19 protein-coding genes are annotated in these 20,376 nt (G+C 74.4%); 14 read left to right on the top strand and 5 right to left on the bottom strand.

Annotation, left to right across the window (positions count from 1 at the left end; translation table 11 throughout):
* Nucleotides 1-382: 382 nt before the first annotated feature.
* Together GA0070623_RS14240 and GA0070623_RS14245 are read left to right on the top strand one after the other, a co-directional pair.
* Nucleotides 383-1,267 (top strand): helix-turn-helix domain-containing protein, encoded by an 885-nt coding sequence (locus GA0070623_RS14240; protein WP_067304673.1) that lies wholly within the window; start codon nucleotides 383-385, stop codon nucleotides 1,265-1,267.
* Nucleotides 1,260-1,463 carry a DUF397 domain-containing protein gene (locus GA0070623_RS14245; RefSeq protein WP_067304676.1) on the top strand — a complete coding sequence of 68 codons (204 nt, stop codon included), beginning with the start codon at nucleotides 1,260-1,262 and terminating at the stop codon, nucleotides 1,461-1,463. The genes GA0070623_RS14240 and GA0070623_RS14245 overlap by 8 nt, the downstream gene beginning before the upstream one ends.
* A 247-nt stretch (nucleotides 1,464-1,710) precedes the next feature.
* Here the strand turns inward: GA0070623_RS14245 and GA0070623_RS14250 are convergent, their stop codons facing one another.
* Together GA0070623_RS14250 and upp are read right to left on the bottom strand one after the other, a co-directional pair.
* The gene (locus tag GA0070623_RS14250) at nucleotides 1,711-2,394 is read right to left on the bottom strand and encodes a GOLPH3/VPS74 family protein (protein ID WP_067304678.1); all 684 of its coding nucleotides are present in this window, start codon (nucleotides 2,392-2,394) and stop codon (nucleotides 1,711-1,713) included.
* A 201-nt stretch (nucleotides 2,395-2,595) separates the two neighbouring features.
* Nucleotides 2,596-3,228, bottom strand: coding sequence for a uracil phosphoribosyltransferase (upp, locus tag GA0070623_RS14255; RefSeq protein ID WP_067304681.1), 633 nt, complete (start codon nucleotides 3,226-3,228; stop codon nucleotides 2,596-2,598).
* 200 nt (nucleotides 3,229-3,428) lie between these two features.
* On the opposite strand from upp, the gene deoC reads away from it, so the two are divergent.
* From deoC to GA0070623_RS14305, 10 genes are all read left to right on the top strand, one after another.
* A complete protein-coding gene (gene deoC / locus GA0070623_RS14260) occupies nucleotides 3,429-4,406 on the top strand; it encodes a deoxyribose-phosphate aldolase (RefSeq protein ID WP_067304684.1) in 978 nt (325 codons plus the stop codon).
* A 5-nt stretch (nucleotides 4,407-4,411) separates the two neighbouring features.
* Nucleotides 4,412-5,863 carry an aldehyde dehydrogenase family protein gene (locus GA0070623_RS14265; protein ID WP_067304747.1) on the top strand — a complete coding sequence of 484 codons (1,452 nt, stop codon included), beginning with the start codon at nucleotides 4,412-4,414 and terminating at the stop codon, nucleotides 5,861-5,863.
* Nucleotides 5,856-6,680 (top strand): aldehyde dehydrogenase family protein, encoded by an 825-nt coding sequence (locus GA0070623_RS14270; protein WP_067304688.1) that lies wholly within the window; start codon nucleotides 5,856-5,858, stop codon nucleotides 6,678-6,680. Before GA0070623_RS14265 ends, GA0070623_RS14270 begins: the two co-directional genes overlap by 8 nt.
* A 165-nt stretch (nucleotides 6,681-6,845) precedes the next feature.
* Nucleotides 6,846-7,301, top strand: a complete 456-nt coding sequence (locus GA0070623_RS14275) for a BlaI/MecI/CopY family transcriptional regulator (protein ID WP_067304691.1) — start codon at nucleotides 6,846-6,848, stop codon at nucleotides 7,299-7,301.
* A 10-nt stretch (nucleotides 7,302-7,311) separates the two neighbouring features.
* Nucleotides 7,312-8,217: a M56 family metallopeptidase gene (locus GA0070623_RS14280; protein WP_067304694.1), complete on the top strand. Its 906-nt coding sequence runs from the start codon at nucleotides 7,312-7,314 to the stop codon at nucleotides 8,215-8,217.
* A gap of 112 nt (nucleotides 8,218-8,329) precedes the next feature.
* Nucleotides 8,330-9,580, top strand: coding sequence for a cytochrome ubiquinol oxidase subunit I (locus tag GA0070623_RS14285; RefSeq protein WP_067304698.1), 1,251 nt, complete (start codon nucleotides 8,330-8,332; stop codon nucleotides 9,578-9,580).
* A 10-nt stretch (nucleotides 9,581-9,590) separates the two neighbouring features.
* Nucleotides 9,591-10,598 carry a cytochrome d ubiquinol oxidase subunit II gene (locus tag GA0070623_RS14290; RefSeq protein ID WP_067304701.1) on the top strand — a complete coding sequence of 336 codons (1,008 nt, stop codon included), beginning with the start codon at nucleotides 9,591-9,593 and terminating at the stop codon, nucleotides 10,596-10,598.
* A complete protein-coding gene (cydD, locus tag GA0070623_RS14295; protein WP_067304751.1) occupies nucleotides 10,595-12,352 on the top strand; it encodes a thiol reductant ABC exporter subunit CydD in 1,758 nt (585 codons plus the stop codon). Before GA0070623_RS14290 ends, cydD begins: the two co-directional genes overlap by 4 nt.
* The gene (gene cydC, locus GA0070623_RS14300; protein ID WP_067304704.1) at nucleotides 12,349-14,169 is read left to right on the top strand and encodes a thiol reductant ABC exporter subunit CydC; all 1,821 of its coding nucleotides are present in this window, start codon (nucleotides 12,349-12,351) and stop codon (nucleotides 14,167-14,169) included. The genes cydD and cydC overlap by 4 nt, the downstream gene beginning before the upstream one ends.
* Before the next feature lie 67 nt (nucleotides 14,170-14,236).
* On the top strand, nucleotides 14,237-14,908 hold the full coding sequence (locus tag GA0070623_RS14305; RefSeq protein ID WP_067304708.1) for a permease prefix domain 1-containing protein: 672 nt from the start codon (nucleotides 14,237-14,239) through the stop codon (nucleotides 14,906-14,908).
* A gap of 100 nt (nucleotides 14,909-15,008) precedes the next feature.
* On the opposite strand, the gene GA0070623_RS14310 is transcribed toward GA0070623_RS14305, so the two are convergent.
* On the bottom strand, nucleotides 15,009-15,350 hold the full coding sequence (locus GA0070623_RS14310; RefSeq protein ID WP_067304711.1) for a PadR family transcriptional regulator: 342 nt from the start codon (nucleotides 15,348-15,350) through the stop codon (nucleotides 15,009-15,011).
* Between the two features lie 140 nt (nucleotides 15,351-15,490).
* Between GA0070623_RS14310 and GA0070623_RS14315 the strand changes: the two genes are divergently transcribed.
* Together GA0070623_RS14315 and GA0070623_RS14320 are read left to right on the top strand one after the other, a co-directional pair.
* Nucleotides 15,491-16,459, top strand: coding sequence for a DNA primase (locus GA0070623_RS14315; protein WP_067304714.1), 969 nt, complete (start codon nucleotides 15,491-15,493; stop codon nucleotides 16,457-16,459).
* A 41-nt stretch (nucleotides 16,460-16,500) separates the two neighbouring features.
* Nucleotides 16,501-19,092 (top strand): transposase, encoded by a 2,592-nt coding sequence (locus GA0070623_RS14320; RefSeq protein WP_067304717.1) that lies wholly within the window; start codon nucleotides 16,501-16,503, stop codon nucleotides 19,090-19,092.
* A 252-nt stretch (nucleotides 19,093-19,344) separates the two neighbouring features.
* On the opposite strand, the gene GA0070623_RS14325 is transcribed toward GA0070623_RS14320, so the two are convergent.
* On the bottom strand, nucleotides 19,345-19,938 hold the full coding sequence (locus tag GA0070623_RS14325; RefSeq protein WP_067304720.1) for a GTP-binding protein: 594 nt from the start codon (nucleotides 19,936-19,938) through the stop codon (nucleotides 19,345-19,347).
* A gap of 1 nt (nucleotide 19,939) precedes the next feature.
* Nucleotides 19,940-20,317, bottom strand: coding sequence for a DUF742 domain-containing protein (locus GA0070623_RS14330; protein ID WP_067304754.1), 378 nt, complete (start codon nucleotides 20,315-20,317; stop codon nucleotides 19,940-19,942).
* Nucleotides 20,318-20,376 lie beyond the last annotated feature (59 nt).

The raw sequence follows: 20,376 nt of genomic DNA on the forward strand, positions 1-20,376 counted from the left end.
TTCATGGTTGTAGTGGCATCCATCCCGCTCGGATGCCACTACAACCATGAAATTGCGCGCCTCCCCCGCAACCCGCATCCGGGCGGGCGGGCAAATTGGCGGTGGGGGCTCGGCAGGTGGGGTGGGGAGAGCGTCGGTGGGGCGGTTCGGGCGGCTGCCTGGCCGCCCTGCTCGACCGGCACCCCGGCGGTGGGGATCGATCACGTCGAACCGCCACGCCCACCGAATGTCACCTGGTGCCATCTCTTGCTGACGATACGCTCGCACGATTAGCATCAGCGCATCGCTCTCACCATTTATCCGACGCCACCGGGATGCATTTTTCGTGATGTTGCATCGGCGGCGGACCGTTGTTTCATTCTGGACGGAAAGGTGTTGCACGGTGCGTGAAACAAACAGTTCGACAGTGCCGCGACGGCAGCTCGGCAGGCTGCTCACCCAGCTCCGGGAGGACGCCCACGTCAGCATCGAAGCCGCTGCCGGCGAGCTGGACTGCTCCCGGCAGAAGCTCTGGCGCATCGAGCGGGGCGTGACCCCTGCCAAGATGCCGGACGTCCGGGTGCTCTGCGAGCTCTACCGGGCCACCCCCGACCAGGCGAGCGTGCTGCTCGGGCTGGCCGAGGTGAGCCGGACCGAGGGGTGGTGGCACGCGCACGGCAGCGCCGTACCGTCCTGGTTCTCGCTCTACGTCGGCCTGGAGAACGTCGCCAGCAGCATTCGCTACTACAACGCCGAGCTGGTGCCGGGGCTGCTGCAGACTCCCGGCTACGCCACCGCGCTCTTCCAGCACAACCGGCCCGAACTGGGCGAGGATGAGCGGAGCAAGATCGTCAGCCTTCGCATCCAGCGGCAGGGGCTGCTGGCCCGGCGACTCCCACCGGCCCCCACGCTGACGGTGATCCTCAGCGAGGCGGTGCTGCGCCGCCCGGTGCCGGGCCGGTCGGTGATGGCCGACCAGCTCCGGCACCTGCTGGCCGTCGGCGAGCGGCACAACATCACCGTCCGGGTGCTGCCGCTGGCCGCCGGGCCACCGCTGGCCGCCGAGGCCGGCACCTTCGTGCTGCTCGACTTCCCACCCTCGGCACTCGGCAACCCGAGCGAGCCACCGACCGTCTACGTCGAAGGGCTCACCGGCGCGCTCTACCTCGACCAGCCGGCGGAGATCGCCGCCTACGAAAGGGTATGGAAGGGGCTGGATTCCCTCGCCCTCGACGCGGGACAATCGGCCGAGCTGATCGATGCGATCCGGGGAGAATGCCATGAGTGACCTGACCGGCGCCCGCTGGCGCACCAGCACCCGCAGCGGCACCAACGGCGGCGAGTGCGTCGAGGTGGCCGACAACCTCCCCGGCATCATCGGCATCCGGGACAGCAAGGACCCGACCGGCCCCGCCCTCACCGTCCCACCCACCGCCTGGTCCGCCTTCGTCACCGACCTGAAGGCCCACCGGCTCACCCACTGACGGCGGTCCGGCCCACTGACGGCGGTCCGGTCAGCCCACGGTGCGCCTGCTGATCCCGGCCCGCATGCCCTGCGCACCGGGACCGCCGCTGCCCTCGCCATCTCACACCGCCGCACGCACTCCGCGCGGCATGATCAACTCAGTTTCCTGGTTGTAGTGGCATCCGAGCGGGGTGGATGCCACTACAACCAGGAAACTGCGAGGCTCCCGGGCAACCCGTCGGGGCCGCGTGTGGCGGCGGCCAGGATCAGCCGACCGCGCGCTTGCCGAGGGCGTGGTCGACGGCCTGGCCGAGGGCGGTGACGACCAGGGCCACCGAGGGGCGGACCACCGACTCCTCCAGGCTGATCGTGCCGGAGAAGCCGGCCCCGCCGGCGATCTCCTCCAGCCGCCGCCGGGCGTCCTGCGCGGCGGTGCCGGTCAGGCCGAGCGCCGGCTCCATCCGCAGCACCGCCACCAGCGTGGCCAGCGCTGCCGTCCGCTCGTCGGGGAGCTGCTCGCCGGCCAGCGCCTCGGCCAGCCGACGGCGGCTGTCCTGCTCCACCGACGGGTCCGTGGTCGGGTAGCGGTGCACCACGATGAAGTCCAGCTCGGTCTCCTCGACGTCGCGCACCACACCCCGCTCGACGAGGTCGCCGAGGATGCGGTCGCGCAGGCCGTGCCGCAGCCGCTGCACCCAGGAGGAGGGGCTGTGCGGGGTGTCGGCGGCCAGCCGGCCCAGCACCCCGTCCAGGATCGGCTCGCCGACCGGCGTCGGGTCGGTCACCGCCAGGTTCCCGTCGACGTACGCGATCCGGCCGGCGAGGGCCAGCTCGACCAGGACGGCGGCGGCCATCCCCAGGTCGAGTCCGATCCGGGGCATGGTCGCCTTGCCGGACTCATCGTCATACGCGAGGAGCAGCAACTCCTCGGCCAGCGCAACACCAGTCATGGCCCGAGACGGTAGCGCCTGAACGCACACCGCGCTCCCCGACTCGCTCTCCGTGGGAAGGCGGCCCCGCGCGCCGCCCGTACCGCTCCCCCCGCCGCCCACCGGCTGACCGGGTGTTCCCGCAGGTCGGGCCGGTGCGTGTCGGCCAGAGCGGTGCGTGCGGGCCAGGCCGGTGCGTGCGGGCCGGAGCGGGGCTGTCGGTCAGAAGCGGGGCATGCCGCCGAACTGCCGGTCACCGGCGTCGCCGAGCCCCGGGACGATGAACATGTGGTCGTTCAGCCCCTGGTCGATCGACGCGGTGACCAGCCGCAGCGGCAGCCCCGACCGCTCCAGGCGGGCGATGCCGACCGGTGCGGCGAGCACGCAGAGCACGGTGATGTCGGTGCAGCCCCGGTCGGCGAGCAGCCGGCAGCAGTGCTCCAGCGAACCGCCGGTGGCGAGCATCGGGTCGAGCACCAGCACCGGCAGCCCGGCCAGGTCCCGGGGCAGCGACTCCATGTAGGCGCGCGGCTCGTACGTCTCCTCGTCGCGGGCCAGGCCGACGAAGCCCATCGACGACTCCGGCAGCAGCCCGAGCGCCGCGTCGGCCATCCCGAGGCCGGCCCGCAGCACCGGCACCAGCAGCGGCGGGTTCGCCAGCCGGGTGCCCTCGGCCCCGGTGACCGGGGTCTGCACCGGGTACTTCTCGACCGGGAAGGTGCGCGCGGCCTCGTACACCAGCATGGTGGTGAGTTCGTGCAGCGCGGCCCGGAACGACGACGAGTCGGTCCGGGCGTCCCGCATGGCGGTCAGCCGCGACTGGGCGAGCGGGTGGTCAATGACGTGTACGTCCACGATCGCCCAACCTACCGGTCCCGGTCGGCCGGCAGTACGGGTGCGCGGCGAGCGACGACGTGGCTCACCCCCGATTCGCCCGTGGCCGTGGCACCTCGGGCCACCCGCGCCCGACGACACCCCGCCGGGCCGGACCGACCGGCCAACCCGGGGAGCTGTGACCAGGATCACCCGATAGTCGGCTGCGTAGTATTCGGGGCATGACGGCGACAACGACGTCGGCCCGGTCGGACCTGTCCGAGCTGGGGCGATCCGAGACCACGCTACGGGCTTTCCTGCACGGCCTGCCCGGGGTCGACCAGGTCGGCGTGGAGCAGCGGGCCGCCCAGCTCGGCACCCGCTCGATCAAGACCACCGCCAAGGCGCAGGCCATCGACCTGGCCATCCGGATGGTCGACCTGACCACCCTGGAAGGGGCCGACACCCCGGGCAAGGTCCGCGCCCTGGCCGCCAAGGCCCTGCGGCCGGACCCGGCCGACCCGGGTTGCCCGCACGTCGGCGCGGTCTGCGTCTACCCGGCGATGGTGCCGCACGTGGCCGAGGTGCTGCGCGGCAGCGCCGTGCACCTGGCCAGCGTGGCGACCGCCTTCCCGTCCGGCCAGGCCCCGTTGGACGTCAAGCTCGCCGACACCCGGGCGGCCGTCGCCGCCGGGGCCGACGAGATCGACATGGTGATCAACCGGGGCGCGTTCCTGGCCGGGCGTTACCAGGAGGTCCACGACGAGATCAAGGCGGTCAAAGAGGCCTGCGGCTCTGCCGACGGCGGTCCGGCGGCCCACCTCAAGGTGATCCTGGAGACCGGCGAGCTGGCCACCTACGACAACGTCCGGCGGGCCTCCTGGCTGGCGATGCTGGCCGGCGGCGACTTCATCAAGACCTCCACCGGCAAGGTCCCGGTCGCCGCCACCCTGCCGGTGACCCTGGTGATGCTGGAGGCGGTCCGCGACTTCCGGGCCGCCACCGGGCGGCAGGTGGGCGTCAAGCCGGCCGGCGGGATCAAGAACACCAAGGACGCGATCAAGTACCTGGTCATGGTCAACGAGACCGTCGGCGGCGACTGGCTGAGCCCGGACTGGTTCCGGTTCGGCGCGTCCAGCCTGCTCAACGACCTGCTCATGCAGCGCACCAAGCTGACGACCGGCACCTACTCCGGTCCCGACTACTTCACCCTGGACTGAGCATGATGTTCGAATACGCCCCTGCGCCCGAGTCGCGCGCGATCGTCGACATCAGGCCGTCCTACGGGCTGTTCATCGATGGCAGGTTCGTCGACGGCGAGAGCCTCGACAAGACGGTCAACCCGGCCACCGAGGAGGTGCTCGCCGAGGTCACCTGGGCCGGCGAGCAGGACGTCGACCGGGCGGTCCGCGCCGCCCGCAAGGCGTACGACAAGGTCTGGGGTCCGATGCCGGGCCGGGACCGGGCCAAGTACCTCTACCGGATCGCCCGGCTCATCCAGGAACGCTCCCGTGAGCTGGCGGTGCTGGAGTCGCTGGACAACGGCAAGCCGATCCGGGAGTCCCGGGACGTCGACCTGCCGCTGGTCGCCGCGCACTTCTTCTACTACGCCGGCTGGGCCGACAAGCTGTCGTACGCCGGGTTCGGCCGGCCGTCGACGAGCCGGCACGGCGGCGCGGACCCGCGACCGCTCGGGGTGGCCGCACAGGTCATCCCGTGGAACTTCCCGCTGCTCATGCTCGCCTGGAAGGTCGCCCCGGCGCTGGCCGCCGGCAACACGGTGGTGCTCAAGCCCGCCGAGACCACCCCGCTGACCGCGCTGCTGTTCGCCGAGATCTGCCAGCAGGCCGACCTGCCGCCCGGCGTGGTCAACATCGTCACCGGCGCGGGCGACACCGGCCGGGCGCTGGTGGAGCACCCGGGCGTGGACAAGGTCGCCTTCACCGGCTCCACCGAGGTCGGCAAGGCCATCGCCCGGTCGGTGGCCGGCACCGGCAAGAAGGTCACCCTGGAGCTGGGCGGCAAGGCCGCCAACATCGTCTACGACGACGCGCCGATCGACCAGGCCGTCGAGGGGATCGTCAACGGCATCTTCTTCAACCAGGGCCACGTCTGCTGCGCCGGCTCCCGGCTGCTGGTCCAGGAGAACGTCGCCGAGCAGGTGCTCGACGCCCTCAAGCGGCGGATGGCGCTGCTGCGGGTCGGCGACCCGCTGGACAAGAACACCGACGTCGGGGCGATCAACTCGGCCGCCCAACTCGCCCGCATCCGGGAGCTGTCCGACGCCGGGGCCGCCGAGGGCGCGCAGCGCTGGTCGCCGCCGTGCGAGCTGCCCGAGCGGGGGTTCTGGTTCGCGCCGACCATCTTCACCGGGGTCACCCAGGCGCACCGGGTGGCCCGCGAGGAGATCTTCGGCCCGGTGCTGTCCGTGCTGACCTTCCGCACCCCGGCCGAGGCCGTCGAGAAGGCCAACAACACGCCGTACGGGCTGTCGGCCGGGATCTGGACCGACAAGGGTTCCCGCATCCTGTGGACCGCCGACCGGCTGCGCGCCGGGGTGGTCTGGGCCAACACGTTCAACAAGTTCGACCCGACGTCGCCGTTCGGCGGCTACAAGGAGTCGGGCTACGGCCGCGAGGGTGGCCGGCACGGGCTGGAGGCGTACCTCAATGTCTGAGCGGGTCGCGGTACGCAAGACGTACAAGCTCTTCATCGGCGGGAAGTTCCCGCGCAGCGAGTCGGGACGGACGTATCTCGTGCAGGACGCGAACGTGTCGCTGGCCTCCCGCAAGGACGCGCGGGACGCCGTGGTCGCCGCCCGCGCCGCCGTCAAGGGCTGGGCCGGCGCGACCGCGTACAACCGGGGTCAGATCCTCTACCGCGTCGCCGAGATGCTGGAGGGCCGCCGCGAGCAGTTCGTCGCCCTCGGCGTCCCGGCCGACGAGGTGGACGCGGCGGTCGACCGCTGGGTCTGGTACGCCGGCTGGGCCGACAAGCTCGCCCAGGTGTACGGCGGCGCCAACCCGGTCGCCGGGCCGTACTTCAACCTCTCCGCGCCCGAGCCGACCGGGGTGGTGGCCGTGGTGGCCCCCGAGTCCCCGGCGCTGCTCGGCCTGGTCAGCGTGATCGCCCCGGCCATCGTCACCGGCAACACGGTGGTGGTGGCGGCCTCCCCGGTGGCTCCGCTGGCGGCGGTGACCCTGGCCGAGGTGCTGGCCACCTCGGACCTGCCCGGCGGGGTGGTCAACCTGCTCACCGGCCGGATCACCGAGACCGCGCCGACGCTCGCCGCGCACCTGGACGTCAACGCGATCGACCTGACCGGGGTGGCCGACACCGAGCTGGCGACCGACCTGGAGGCCCGGGCGGCGGAGAACCTCAAGCGGGTGCTCCGGCCGACCCCGACCGACCACGACTGGACGGGCGACCCGGGCCTGGGCCGGATGACCGCGCTGCTGGAGACCAAGACGGTCTGGCACCCCAAGGGGGTGTGACCGGCCGGGTCACGCCGGTGCGGTCGACGGCCCGCCGCCAGCGCGACGACCGGACGGTCGACCGTGACCGGGGCCGGCACCGGTGGCCGCGACGGCCCGGTGGGGCGGTACCGGCCCGCCGGGAGGTCCGACAGCCGGTCGTACTACCGGGGGTAGGATTGCCGGGTGACTCGGTTGGGCGATCTTGAGCGGGCGGTGATGGACGTGCTCTGGGACGTGGTCCCGGGCACGTCGGACGGGGTGACCGTGCGCGAGGTCGCCGAGGCGTTGGACGGGCGCGAGCTGGCGTACACGACGGTGATGACCGTGTTGGACCGGCTCGCCGGCAAGGGCATGGTGCAGCGCAGACGCGAGGGGCGGGCCTGGCGCTACCGGGCCGCCGCCAGCCGCGAGGCGCACATCGCCCAGCTCATGCTCGACGCCCTGGATCTCGGCGGCAGCCGGGACGCCGCACTGGTGCGCTTCGCCCGCTCGGTGACCGGCACCGAGGCCGAGGTGCTGCGGGCAGCGCTCGGCGCGGAGGCGGGGCTGACCGGGCCGGCGTCGGCCGGGTCGACCGACCAGTTCGTGGAACCCCGTACCGGCCGGGCCAGGGTCGCCGACGAGGCGACGGACCGGTAGGGCGGCCACCATGGCGTACGCGGTGCACTTCGCCGGGGCGGTGCTGGCCTGCTGGCTGACCGCGCAGGTCCTGGCCGCCTCCACCTGGACGTGGCGGGCACCCCGGGTGGCGATCGTCTGCTGGCAGGCGGTCGGGCTGGCCCTCGGGCTGTCCGCGATGGGCCTGCCGATGGCGCTCGGGCTGACCGGGTACGACCGCCCGACCGGCGGGGCGCTGCTGGCCCTCGCCGACGATCTCGGCCACGGCACCCTCCCGGCCGGGGTGACCGCCGTCCACCTGGCCCTGGTCGGGGTGGGCTTCGGCATCGGCGCGGTGCTGCTCGCCACCACCGTGCGCAGCGTGCACTCCACCGTCCGCGCCCAGCGTCGGCACCGGGACCTGCTCACCCTGGTGGCCCGCCGGGATCCCACGATTCCCGGCGCGCTGGTGCTCGACCATCCCCGCGCCGCCGCGTACTGCCTGCCCGGGGTGCGTCCCCGGGTGGTGGTCAGCGCCGGCACCCTCAGCCTGCTGGACCGGGCCGAGCTGGCGGCGGTGCTCGCCCACGAGCGGGCGCACGCCCAGGAGCGGCACGATCTGGTGCTGCTGCCGTTCACCGCGCTGCGGCGGGCGCTGCCCTGGTTCCGGTGGGTCCGCGCCGCGCACGAACGGGTGGCCCTGCTGGTCGAGATGCGGGCCGACGACAAGGCGCGTGCGCTGCATGCGGAGGCACCGCTGGCGGGCGCGTTGCGGCGCTTCGCCGCCGCCGGTGACCGGATCACCCCGGCCGGCGCGCTGGGCATGGGTGACCGCGACCTCGACGTCCGGGTGCAGCGGCTGCTGGTCGCCGACCGGCCACCCCGGCTGCTCGGTGCCGCCGCGTTGGCGCTGACGACCACCCTGGCCGCGCTCCCGATCTCCCTCTTCCTGAGCTGACACCCCGCTCCCGGTAGCACCCGTCCCGTTCGGGGACGACACGCGGCCCGATAGGTAGACAAGCTACGTGTAGGCTCGCTACGAAAAGCGAGCCAACCCCTGGAGAGCGGTCATGGACACCCTGCTCCTCGCACGCCTGCAGTTCGCCACCACCACCTCCCTGCACTTCCTCTTCGTCGTGGTCACCCTCGGGCTGGTCACCCTGCTGGTCGGCATGCAGACCACCTGGTTCGTCACCGGCAATCCGCGGTGGGAACGGCTGACCCGGTTCTGGGGGCAGCTCTACGTGATCAACTACGTGCTCGGCATCGCCAGCGGCATCCTGATGGAGTTCCAGTTCGGGCTGAACTGGAGCGGACTGTCGCGCTACGTCGGCAACGTCTTCGGCGCCCCACTGGCGATCGAGACGCTCGTCGCGTTCTTCCTGGAGTCGACGTTCCTCGGCATGTGGATCTTCGGCTGGCACCGGCTGCGGCGCGGGGTGCACCTGGCGCTGCTCTGGGGGGTCGCGCTCACCGCGTACGCCTCCGCTTTCTGGATCATGGTGGCGAACGCCTGGCTCCAGCACCCGGTCGGCTACCGGGTACGCGACGGCGTCGCCCACCTCACCGACTTCGGGGCGCTGCTGCGCAACCCGACCCTCGGCATGGCCCTCGGCCACGTGCTCGCCGCCGGGCTGCTCACCGGTGGCATGCTGATGGCCGCGGTCAGCGCCGGGCACCTGCTGCGGCGTACCACCGACTTCGCCCTGCACCGCACCGGGCTGCGGATCGGGCTGGTCACCGCCGCCCTGGCGGTCAGCCTGGTGCAGGGTTTCGGCTTCGCCCAGTTCGGCCCGGTCGGCGAGTTCCAACCGACCAAGTTCGACGGCGGCCCGACCGCCGACGCCCGGATCGCCGAGTGGACCACACGGTTCGGGCCGGGTGACTACACCCCGCCGGCGCTCTCCGGCGTCGGGCTCGGCTTCATGATCCTGATCGGCTTCCTGCTGGGTGGCGTCTGGCTGCTGCTGCCGCTGCTCTGGCGGGACTGGGCGATCCGACTGCGCTTCCCGCTCTGGCTGACCCTGCTCGCCCTGCCGCTGCCCTTCGGCGCGGTGATCCTCGGCTGGCTCGCCCGCGAGGTCGGCCGGCAGCCCTGGGCCGCGTACGGGCTGCTCCCCACCGAGCGGGCCGTCTCCGGCGTCGACCCGGGCCTGATGCTCGCCTCGCTGATCGGCTTCAGCCTGCTCCTCGGCGGGCTCACCGTCGCCAACTGGACGCTGTTCGCCCGGCACGCCGCCCGGGGCGCGGCCGACCCGGCGCTCGGTCGACCGCCCGACGCCCTCGACACCGAGCCCCGGCCCACCCCCGCCTTCGCCTGAGAGGACCCCGATGGCACCCGTCTGGTACGCCCTGCTCGGTCTCTTCTTCGCCGGCTACCTGGTCCTCGGCGGCCTCGACTACGGGGTCGGGCTGCTGCTGGCCCGGCGCGGCACCCCGGCGGCGCACCGCGCCACACTGACCGCGCTCGGCCCGTTCTTCCTCGGCAACGAGGTCTGGCTGGTGGCCGCCGTCGGCCTGCTCTTCGGCGCCTTCCCCACCCTGGAGGGGGAGCTCCTCTCCGGCCACTACCCCGCCGTCGCCGGGGCCCTGGCCGGGGTGATCCTGGTCACCGTCGGCGTACAGCTGCGCAGTCGCGTCACCGGGGCGTCCGCGCGGCAGGGCTGGGAGCGGGTGGTGGCGGCCGGCAGCGCGCTGGCCGCGTTCGGCTGGGGCGCCCTGCTCGCCGGGCAGCTCCAGGGCGTACCGCTGGGGGTCGACGGCCACGTCGCCGGGGTGACCCACCTGGCGACCCCGTTCGTCGCCGCCACCGGGCTCGCGCTGACCGCCCTGGTCGCGGCGCACGGTGCGACCTTCCTCACCCTGCGACTGCCGGCGGCCGACACCCCGGCCACCGCCCGGCTGGCCCGCCGGCTGGTCACCGGGGCACTCGCCACGGTCGGCGCGGCCACCGCGCTGGGCCTGCTCGCCGACCGGGTACGCGCCACGGTCCGCCAGCCGCTGCCCGCCGTACTCCTGGTGGTGGCGCTGGTCGGGGCGTTGCTGGTGGCCCGGGCGGCGCTCGGGCGCGGTCGGCCCGGGGTGGCCCTCGCCGCCACCGGCGCGGCGCTGGCGCTGCCGGTGGCCGTAACCGGTGCGGCGCTCTGGCCGGCCGCGCTGGTCTCCACCGTCGACCCGGCGGCCACGCTGAGTGTCGCCGACGCGGCGGCCAGTGGGCCGACCCTGCGGTTACTGGGCTGGCTGGCGCTGCCCCTCCTGCCGGCCCTACTAGGCTTCCAGGCGATGTGCTGGTGGGTGTTCCGGGGACGGACCGACGGCAGGGCACCGGTGTACTGGTGAACCGCCGTCCCTTCGACCCGCGTCTGCTGCGCCGGGTTCCCGCGGCCCGGCGCGACCTCGCCGTGCTCGCGGCCCTCGGCGGGCTCACCGCGCTGCTGGTCGTCGCCCAGGCCACCGCCCTGGCCACGGTGCTCGCCACCGGCATCCACGGGCGGCTGGACACCGTCGCGCTGGCCGGCTTCGTCGTCGCCGTCGGCGCGCGGTCCCTGGTCACCTGGGGGCAGGGCACCGTCGCCGCGCGGGCCGCCGCCACCGTCAAGGCCACCCTCCGGGCCGACCTGCTCGCCGCGGTCGGCCGGCACGGTCCGGGCTGGGTCGCCGGCCAGCGGGCCGGGCAGCTCGCCACCCTCGCCGGGCGCGGCCTCGACGCGCTGGACGCCTACTTCACCGGCTACCTCCCCCAGCTCGTGCTCAGTGTCACCGTGCCGGCGGCCGTGCTCGCCCGGCTGGTCCTCGCCGACTGGAGTTCGGCACTGATCGTCGTGCTGACCCTGCCGCTGATCCCGGTCTTCGGCGCGCTGCTCGGCTGGCAGGCCCAGGCCGCCACCGAACGGCAGTGGCGGCGGCTGTCGATGCTCGGCGGGCACTTCCTCGACATGATCGCCGGGCTGCCCACCCTGCGCGCGTTCGGTCGAGCCAGGGCACAGACCGAGGTGGTCCGCCGGATGGCCGACGGGCACCGGGCCGCCACCATGAAGACCCTGCGGATCGCCTTCCTCTCCGCGCTGGTGCTGGAGCTGGTCGCCACCCTGTCGGTCGCGCTGGTCGCGGTGCCGGTCGGCATCCGGCTGCTCGACGGCGGGATCACCCTGGCCACCGCGCTGCTGGTGCTGCTGCTCACCCCGGAGGCGTACCTGCCGTTGCGGGTCGCCGGCAGCCGGTTCCACGCCAGCATGGAAGGGCTCACCGCGCTGGACGAGGCGCTGACCGTCTCCGCCGTTCCCGGCGCTCCGGCCGGGTCCGGGGCCAGCGCTCCGGCCGCCGTCCCCGCCGTGGCCGGCGGCCCGGCCGCCACGGTGCCGGCCGGTCCGGTGCCGGCCGGCGGCACCGCCCGGACGGCGTCCGGGGCCGGCGAGATCCGGTTCCACGACGTCACCGTCGCCTACCAGCGGACCACCGCGCTCCGGGACGTCACGCTCACCGTCCGGCCCGGCGAACGGATCGCCATCGTCGGGCCGAGCGGCGCCGGCAAGAGCACCCTGCTCGGCCTGCTGCTCGGCTTCGTCACCCCGACCGCCGGCCGGATCACCGTCGACGGGGTCGACCTGGCCGACGTCGACCCCGACGACTGGCGTCGGCAGATCGCCTGGGTGCCACAGCGGGCCCACCTGTTCGCCGCCACGCTGGCCGACAACATCCGGCTCGGCGCCCCCGACACCCCGGACGCCACCCTGGCCCGCGCGGTCGCCGACGCCGCCCTGGGTGAGGTCGTGCGCGCCCTCCCCGACGGGCTGGAGACCCTGCTCGGCGAGCGGGGCCACGGGCTGTCCAGCGGCCAGCGGCAACGGGTCGCCCTGGCCCGCGCCTTCCTCCGGGACGCCCCGCTGGTGCTGCTCGACGAGCCGACCGCCCGGCTGGACACCGCGAGCGAGGCGGTCGTCCTGGAGGCCACCCGGCGACTGGTGGCCGGTCGTACCGCCCTGCTGGTGGCGCACCGGCCGGCCCTGCTGGCGGACGCCGACCGGGTGCTGCACGTCGCCGCCGGCCGGGTAACCGAACTGACCCCGACCCCGGCCGGGGAGGCCAGCCGATGAGCACCGGTCCCGCCCCCACCGAGCGGGCCGCACGGGCCGCCCCCACCGAGCGGGCCGCACGGGTCGAACGGCCCGAGCGGGTGGTGCTGCGGCTGGCCCGACCGTACCTGGGTCGGCTGCTCGGGGCCGGGCTGCTCGCCTCGGCCACCGAGTTCGCCGGGCTGGCCCTGATGGCCACCGCCACCTGGCTGCTGATGAGCGCCGCCGGCCAGCCACCGCTGGACCGGCTCACCGTCGCCATCGTCGCCGTCCGGGCGCTGGCCGTCAGCCGGGGCGTGCTGCGGTACACCGAGCGACTCGCCGGCCACGACGCCGTCCTGCGCCTGGTCACCGACGTCCGCGCCCGGGTCTTCGCCACCCTCGCCGCCCGCCCCGGCCGGGCCGTCCCCCGCACCGGCGACGCCCTGAGCCGGCTGGTCTCCGACGTGGAGGCGGTCCAGGACCTGCTGCTGCGGGTGCTCGTCCCGGGGGCGGCGGCGGCCCTGGTCGGGGTCGCCGCCGTCGGCGGGGCCGCGCTGATCTCGCTGCCCTCCGCCGGGGTGCTCGCGGTCGGCCTGCTGGTCGCCGGGGTGGCGCTGCCGATGCTGGCCACCACGTTGACCCGACGGGCCGCCGACGAGGTGGCGCCGCTGCGCGGGGCACTCGCCACCGACGCCGTCGACCTCACCCAGGGCGCCGCCGACCTGGCCGCCTTCGGGGCGACCGGCCAGGCGTTACGGGCCGCCACCCGCCGCGCCGACCGGCTGGCCCGGCTGGAGCGCCGGCTCGCCGCGACCGGGTTCGCGGTGGACGCGGCCGGGGTACTGGTCGCCGGACTGACCGCCGCCGGGGTCGTGCTCACCGCCCTGCGCGCGCAGGTGGGCGGGGTGCTGGTGGGCGTACTCGCGATCGGTGCCCTCGCCGCCGTGGAGATCGCGCTGGCGCTGGTCGGCGCGGCCCGGCAGCGCACCCAACTGCGCGCCGGCCTGTCCCGGGTCGCCGCCCTGCTCGACGAGCCCGCGAGCCGGCCGCCCCGACGCCCGGAGCCGGCGGCCCCGGACGCCGCCACCACCCTCGGGTACGACGTCCGCTTCCACGGGGTCGTCGTGCGCTACCGGGAGGGTGCCGCGCCCGCCCTGGCCGGGATCGACCTCGACCTGCCCGCCGGCCGGCGGATCGCCGTCGTGGGCCCCAGCGGGGCCGGCAAGAGCACCCTGGCCGCGGTGCTGACCGGGGCGGTGGTGCCCGACGCCGGCCGGGTCACCCTGGCCGGGCGGGACGTGTCGGCGTACCCGCCCGCGGAGCTGCCCCGGGCGATCGGCGGGCTGCTCGCCGAGGCGTACGTCTTCCACGCCTCGGTACGGGAGAACCTGCTGCTCGGCCGACCCGACGCGGGCGAGGCGGAGCTGGCCGACGCGAGCCGGGCCGCCGGCCTGCTGGACTGGGTGCGGGAGCAGCCGGACGGTTGGGACACCCTGGTCGGCGAGGAGGGCGGGCAGCTCTCCGGCGGGCAGCGGCAACGACTCGCGCTGGCCCGCGCACTGCTCGCCGCCCCCGGCGTGCTGGTGCTGGACGAACCGACCGAGGGCCTCGACCCGGCCGCCGCCGACGCGGTGCTCGCCGGGGCGCTGGCGGCCACCCCCGTCGGGCACTCGGTGCTGCTGATCAGCCACCGGCTCAGCGGGCTGGCCGGGCTGGACGAGGTCGTGGTCCTGGACGCCGGACGGGTCATCCAACGTGGACGGCACGCCGACCTGGTGGCGAGCCCCGGCTGGTACCGGGACCAGTGGTTGCTCCAGCAGGCCGCCGAGCGCGGATACCTGGCCCTGACACCCTGACCGACCGGGACGCGGGTCCGGGAATCTCCCCGACGCGCCGGGGCGCCGGCCGTGGCAGGGTGGTGCCATGCGCGCCTGCGACGAGGTGGGGATCGACGAGCGGCTCCGTGACCTGACGTCCCGGCTGCACGGCCCGAAGCGGATGAAGACCGAACTGCTCCGCGAGGTGCGGGACGCGCTGCACGACGCGACCGAGGCGTACCGGGACGGGGGGTTGCCGGCGCGGGAGGCCGAACGGCGTGCGGTGGCCGACTTCGGGACGCCGGGTGAGCTGGTCCCGGCGTACCAGGCGGAGCTGGCCGCCGGGGCGCTGCGCGGGCTGTCCCGGCGGGCGCTGGGGATCGCGGTGGTGCTGTCGGCCGGCGGGGACCTCACCTGGCAGGGGTCGAGTTGGAGCGACGGCGGGACGCCTCCTCCGGCCGGCTACCAGCTGCTCTCCGCGTCGCTGAACGCGGTCTGGCTGGCCGTGGCCGGGCTGGCGCTGGCCATCCTGCTGTCCGGACGCTGGGCGGCCCGGCGGGGACGGGCCGGCACGCCGGCGGGTCGGCTGCTCGGGCTGGGGCTGGTCGGCACGCTCGCCTTCGGTGCGGTCGCCGGGACGGCGCTCTTCGGCTGGTCGGTCGGGCTGTGGGAAGCCGCCGTGACCTGGCCGCCGATGATCGTCGGTGCGGTGCTGGCCGGTGCCGCGCACTTCTCGCTGTTCCGGGCCACCCGTTCCTGGCTGACCGCCGCCCGCTGACCGGCGACGCGGTACACCGTGGCCACCGGATGCCCCGGGTCGCCTCCGACGACCGGCGGCGGTGCCGGGCGGGCAGCCCGGCCGTGGCCGGGCGGCGGGATCAGGCGGGTGAGGGAGCCGGGCCGGCCGGGTCGAGGAAGCGGCCGACGGTGGCGCTGAACTCACGCCAGCCGGCCCGCTCGCCGGCCAGTGCGCCCCGACCGGAGTCGGTGAGCCGGTAGGTACGCCGCTCCCGGCCGTTGACGGTGCTCCAGGAACTGGCCACGTGCCCGGCCCGCTCCAGTCGGCGCAGCGCCGGGTAGATGGTGCCGGTCGGCAGGTCGAGCTGGCCGTCGCTGCGGGCGCGCAGCGCCTCGATGACGGCGTAACCGTGCAGTTCGCCCTGCTCCAGCACGGCCAGCAGCAGGGCGTCGAGGTGGCCGTGCAGCGCCTGAGCCTTCATGCGTAGTTACGCTACTTGTCAGTCGGTCGGACCGCCAGCGATCGCCGGTTTCGACCGCCGTCGGGGTGCGGGGTCGGCCGATGGACGGACGCCCATTAGGGTATGTGCCCAGAGTCACTTGGCAGCCGCGGTGCCGCCAAGTGGGCAACCCGACGCACACGGAGGTCAGCGTGGCCCGCCAGTCGCCCCAACGGCCCGACGCCGACGAACCCGAGCTCGGCGACACCGACGGGCCGGACCTGGAGCCCGGCACGGTCGACCGCTCGCTCTGGGACGAGTTCGCCATCGACCCGGTCGAGATCGCCCTGCCCGCCGGCACCGGTTTCACGCTCCGGGCGTACCGGCCCGCGCGTGAGCTGACCCCGACGGACGTCGCCGAGCGCGACGAGGACGACCCCTTCCTGGCCCGCCGCCAGGTCGTCGAGACCGAGGACGACGAGGAGGTGGTGATCCTCGACGAGGAGTTCGCTGCCCTCTCGGCCGGGGACGACGAGGACGACGCCGACCGCAAGGACGACGACCGCAAGGACGACGCCGACGGCAAGCACGACGCCGACGCTGCCGACGCCGACGACGACGACGCCGCGGAGGCTGACGCCGACAGCGCCGACGAGGACGACGACGAGGAGGTGCCGGTCTTCCTGAGCCACAAGGGCCGGCTGCTGTTGTTCAAGACGCCCGAATCGCTCGTCACCTTCATCCGGTCCGGCGCACCCAACGATCTGTCTCAACTGGACGGTTGGAATGAACTGTCCGAACGGGTGGAGCCGGCCGACATCGCCCCGCGCGACGAGGACACCTACGAACTCGACCTGGTCGTCGAGAACCTGCGCGGCGGGCACGACACGTGGGATCCGACCCTCCTTATCGAGGCCGGCGAGGTGGCCCGTGACCTGTCCTATGCCCTGCGGCTACCCGCCGTGCTCGACATGCTCTCGGCCGGTTCCAGCCTGGACGACCTCGACGAGGCGCTCCGCGCTTCTGTCAACGGCGGAGTCGGTGGATTTCTCGGCCGTAGGCGGCTGAAGAAAATCGGGGCACAGACCGCAAGTCTGGGATGGCGCACCATTGTCGGCAAGATCTCTGCCGTCGTGGACTGGCGCGACTGACCCTGAGCGGGGAGCATCAGTGGCTGGCAGAGAATAGACCTGTGTCCCGGGAGGAGGACGACGCCGTGGCGCTCGTGCGCGTGTACTGCGGTCTGGCCTCGGCAGATCCGGCCGACCGACCGGCCTCGGCCGGATCGACGCTGACGTCCGCCGTGGTCGACGACGCAGGCCGTCTGCTGCATGTCTACGAGATCGGTGACGACGCGGCGGGCTACGCCCAGCTCGTCACGCTCCTCGTGGAACGGTCGGGCGGGCCGAGCGGCGTGGCGATCGCCGCCGACAGCGACGACCACGCGGTCACCTCGCTGCTGAGCGCGGCCGGTCGTCCACTGGCCATCGCCGACGACGACTCGGTCGACGACTTCGCCGAGCGGTTCGCCGACGACGACTCCCTGGAGGAGATGCAGTCCGCGCCGGCCGAACGGCGGGCGGTGGGCCTGGCCCGCGCCCTCCAGGCCGGCGCGCTCTCCGCGGTCACCCTCCCGGCCTCCCGGGATCTGGCCGGCTTCAAGCAGGTCCTCGCCGCGCACGCCGCGCTGTCCAGCGGCCGGCACTCCGCTGCCGTGGCGCTGCGCGAGGTGCTCCGCGAGCTCTACCCGGCCGCCCTGCGGGCGTACCCGGACCCGGCCGAGCCGGTGGCGTTGGCCGTCCTGGACGCGCTGCCCGAGCCGAACATGCTCGGCGGGACCTCGGCCCGGGGCCGCGACCTGTCGGTGGCCGCCGACGCGGTGACCGCGCAGCTCACCGCCGACGGAGTGGCCGAGGCCGGGGAGATCGAGGCAGCGGTCACCGCGCTACGGGTGGCCATCGCCGAGACGCCGCGCCGGGCCACCGTCAACCGGGCGCTCACCTCCGCCGTGGCCGAGACCGTCCGGCAGTCGGTCGCCGCGGTACGTGCCTGCGACGCCGGCTGCGAGGCGCTGGTGAGCGCGCTCAGCACCCGGGTCAGCGCCCCGAGCCCGCTGGGCCGCCGGGCCGCCGCCCGCCGCGGCGAGCAGGTCGGCGAGTTGACCGGCATCAGCGGCACCGGCACCGGTCTGCGTCCACTGCGGCCCGTCGAGCCGGCGCCGCCCGTCCCGACCGGCCGGCGCAGCCGCCCCGAGCCGGTCCCCGGCGGGGCGACACCGACCGCACCCCGGCCGCTCGGTCCGCCGCCGGTCGCCCCCGCCCCGGTCGCCCCGCCGCCCGTAGCTCCCCGCCCGGTGACCCCGGCGGCCGTGTCCACGCTGCCGACCTCGGCACCACCCGGACGCGTCGACCCGGCGGCCCGATCGGCGTCGGACGCCCCGACCACGATGATCCCGCCGATCCGGCGGGGGATGGACGCACCGGCCAACCGGCCGGTCTCGGCCCCACCGCCGCCTCCGCCGGGCATCACGCCGATCGCCCCGGCGCAGCGTGGCAACGTGCCGCCCGCCGAGGCCGGTGAGCCGTTCCGGCCGACGCTGACCACGGCCGCTATCAACAACGCCCGGGCCGAACGGCAGCGCACCGTGATCCCGCCCCGGCCCAAGACGACCGGCGCGCTCTCGACGCCCACCGGCGGCTTCAGCGCGACCGACCTGAACGTGCCGGTGCCGATCTCCCGGCCCGAGCCGGAGCCCACCGCCCCGCCGGGCTCGCGGGCGAACTGGCCGCTGGTCAACAACCCCGAGGACCCGGCCGCCAGCTCCGCCGACAACCCGGTGGTCCCGGCGTACGGTGAGCGGGCCGGCCGCCCGGGGGACGCCCCTGCCGACCCCGGGGCCGGGCGTCGGGTCACCCCGCCCTGGCTCGCCGACGACCTGCCCCAGGAGCCGCCGATGCTGCGGCTGGTGGAGCCGCCGCCGCTGGCCGACCGGGCGCTACGGGACGGCCTCGACACCGCCGACACGCACCTGGACACTCCGCCCCTGCGCCTGGTCGACCGGGAGGAGGCCGGCCGGTCCGCCCGGCCCGGCCGGTCCGAGCGTCCGGAACGCCTCGACCGGGCGGAACACCTGGACCGCCCCACCCGGGTCGACCGTCCCGGGCGGCTCGACCGCCCCGACCGGGCCGCGCGCCTCGACCGCCCCGAGCGGCTCGACCGTCCCGAGCGGCCGGAACCCCTGGACCGTCCCGAGCGGCCGATCCGCAGCGAACGGGCCAGCCTGGACCGTCGGCCGGAGCCGGTCGAGCGCCGTCCCCCGCCGATGGAGCACCGGCCGCCGCCGGTTTCCGACGAGGGCGACGGTGATCTGCTGATCTTCGCCCAGGCCAAGTCGGCGTGGTTCGTCGGGCACGGCGACGAGAGCGACCTGGAGTGGTCGTCCACCGCGGACACCGGCTGGCAGGCCGCCGAGAAGGTGGCCCGTCCGGCGGTGGGTGCGGAAACCCCTGCCGGGCTGCCCAAGCGGGTTCCCCAGGCCAACCTGGTGCCCGGCTCACCGCTGCGCGAGGAGCGTCCGCTGCGCATCGTCCGGGACGCGGCGAGCCTCGCCGAGAACACCACCGGCTACTTCCGGGGTTGGCGGCGGGGACAGGAGATCGGCGGCTTCGCGGTCGGCGGTCGGCCGGGGCGTGAGGCCGCCGGCGGCTGGGACTTCAGCCGGGATCCGACCGAGCGGGACGACGACCGGGAGTACGAGTTCCGCTCCGCCGGCTACCGGTCCTGACAAAAACCCACGCTGGCCGGGCACACCGAGATGGTGTGTCCGGCCGGTCACTGTGGTGCCGGCTCCCCTGAGGCGGGCGACCCGACCGGCCTGCCGGGCGTGCGCTCCGACGGGCGCGGGCGCTCTGGCCGTCCCCCCTCGGACACGGCCGGCGCTCTGGCCGTCCCCGCGGGCAGCCCGGCGCTCTGGCCGTCCCTACACGCGGACGCGCCCGGTCACGGCCGGAGCCGCCACCGGGCGCGTCGAGATCGGTCAGGCCGGTGCCGCCGCGCGCGAACGACGCATGGTCAGCACGTACTCGACCAGCGAGATCAGCACGTGCTTGGTCGACTCGCGGTTACGGGCGTCGCAGGCCACCACCGGGACGTCGGTCGAGATCGCCAGCGCGTCCCGGACGTCCTGCGGGTCGTGGTACTGCATCCCGTCGAAGCAGTTGATGGCCACCAGGTACGGCAACCGCCGGTGCTCGAAGAAGTCGATCGCCGCGAAGCAGTCGGCCAACCGGCGGGTGTCGACCAGGACCACGGCGCCGATGGCGCCCCGGACCAGCTCGTCCCACATGAACCAGAACCGCGTCTGACCGGGCGTCCCGAACAGGTACAGGATCAGATCCCGGTCGATCGAGATACGGCCGAAGTCCATCGCCACCGTGGTCGTCGTCTTGCCCGGCACCTGCCGGGTGTCGTCGACGCCCACGCCCGCGGAGGTCATGATGGCCTCGGTGGTCAGCGGTGTGATCTCCGAGACCGAACCGACCAGCGTCGTCTTGCCGACGCCGAACCCACCGGCGATAACGATCTTCGCCGACGTCACGCGCCCGTTCGGGGCAGGCGGTCGCTGCGACATGTCAGAGCCTGCGAAGTCCACTCAGCACCCTCTCCAGCAGTTCAGTGCCCACCGCGTCGTCCGAGTCGTCCAAGATGGTCGGCTCGTGGACCGCGACCAGGCCGTCCGTCGCCATGTCGGCGATGAGCACCCGGGCCACGCCGAGCGGAAGCTGCATCCGGGCCGCGATCTCGGCCAGCGACTGCACGCGTCCGTCACACAGCGCGGCGATGTACTGGTGCTCCCGGCCCTGACCGCCGTTGCCACCGGCAGCAGCGCGACCGCGCACCGTCGTCTCGACGAGCGCCTCCAGGGCGATGTCGAGCCGGGGACGGGTACGACCACGGGTCACGGCGTACGGTCGGACCAACGCGCCTGTCGGTTCGTCACGATCGATCATGTAGCCGCTCACCTCCTTCGCACCCGACACCGGCTCTCACCCGGTGGAACCCGTCGTTG

It is taken from the genome of Micromonospora rifamycinica, from assembly GCF_900090265.1.
In the GTDB taxonomy this organism is placed as follows: Bacteria; Actinomycetota; Actinomycetes; order Mycobacteriales; family Micromonosporaceae; genus Micromonospora; species Micromonospora rifamycinica.

Bases quoted from the DNA above. Each gene is read 5' to 3' on its own strand.
- GA0070623_RS14285 (WP_067304698.1), top strand. From the start codon at position 8,330: ATGGACACCCTGCTCCTCGCACGCCTGCAGTTCGCCACCACCACCTCC.
- GA0070623_RS14305 (WP_067304708.1), top strand. From the start codon at position 14,237: ATGCGCGCCTGCGACGAGGTGGGGATCGACGAGCGGCTCCGTGACCTG.
- GA0070623_RS14265 (WP_067304747.1), top strand. From the start codon at position 4,412: ATGTTCGAATACGCCCCTGCGCCCGAGTCGCGCGCGATCGTCGACATC.
- GA0070623_RS14250 (WP_067304678.1), bottom strand. From the start codon at position 2,394: ATGACTGGTGTTGCGCTGGCCGAGGAGTTGCTGCTCCTCGCGTATGAC.
- cydC (WP_067304704.1), top strand. From the start codon at position 12,349: ATGAGCACCGGTCCCGCCCCCACCGAGCGGGCCGCACGGGCCGCCCCC.
- deoC (WP_067304684.1), top strand. From the start codon at position 3,429: ATGACGGCGACAACGACGTCGGCCCGGTCGGACCTGTCCGAGCTGGGG.
- GA0070623_RS14330 (WP_067304754.1), bottom strand. From the start codon at position 20,317: ATGATCGATCGTGACGAACCGACAGGCGCGTTGGTCCGACCGTACGCC.
- GA0070623_RS14325 (WP_067304720.1), bottom strand. From the start codon at position 19,938: ATGTCGCAGCGACCGCCTGCCCCGAACGGGCGCGTGACGTCGGCGAAG.
- GA0070623_RS14290 (WP_067304701.1), top strand. From the start codon at position 9,591: ATGGCACCCGTCTGGTACGCCCTGCTCGGTCTCTTCTTCGCCGGCTAC.
- GA0070623_RS14270 (WP_067304688.1), top strand. From the start codon at position 5,856: ATGTCTGAGCGGGTCGCGGTACGCAAGACGTACAAGCTCTTCATCGGC.
- GA0070623_RS14310 (WP_067304711.1), bottom strand. From the start codon at position 15,350: ATGAAGGCTCAGGCGCTGCACGGCCACCTCGACGCCCTGCTGCTGGCC.
- GA0070623_RS14245 (WP_067304676.1), top strand. From the start codon at position 1,260: ATGAGTGACCTGACCGGCGCCCGCTGGCGCACCAGCACCCGCAGCGGC.
- GA0070623_RS14280 (WP_067304694.1), top strand. From the start codon at position 7,312: ATGGCGTACGCGGTGCACTTCGCCGGGGCGGTGCTGGCCTGCTGGCTG.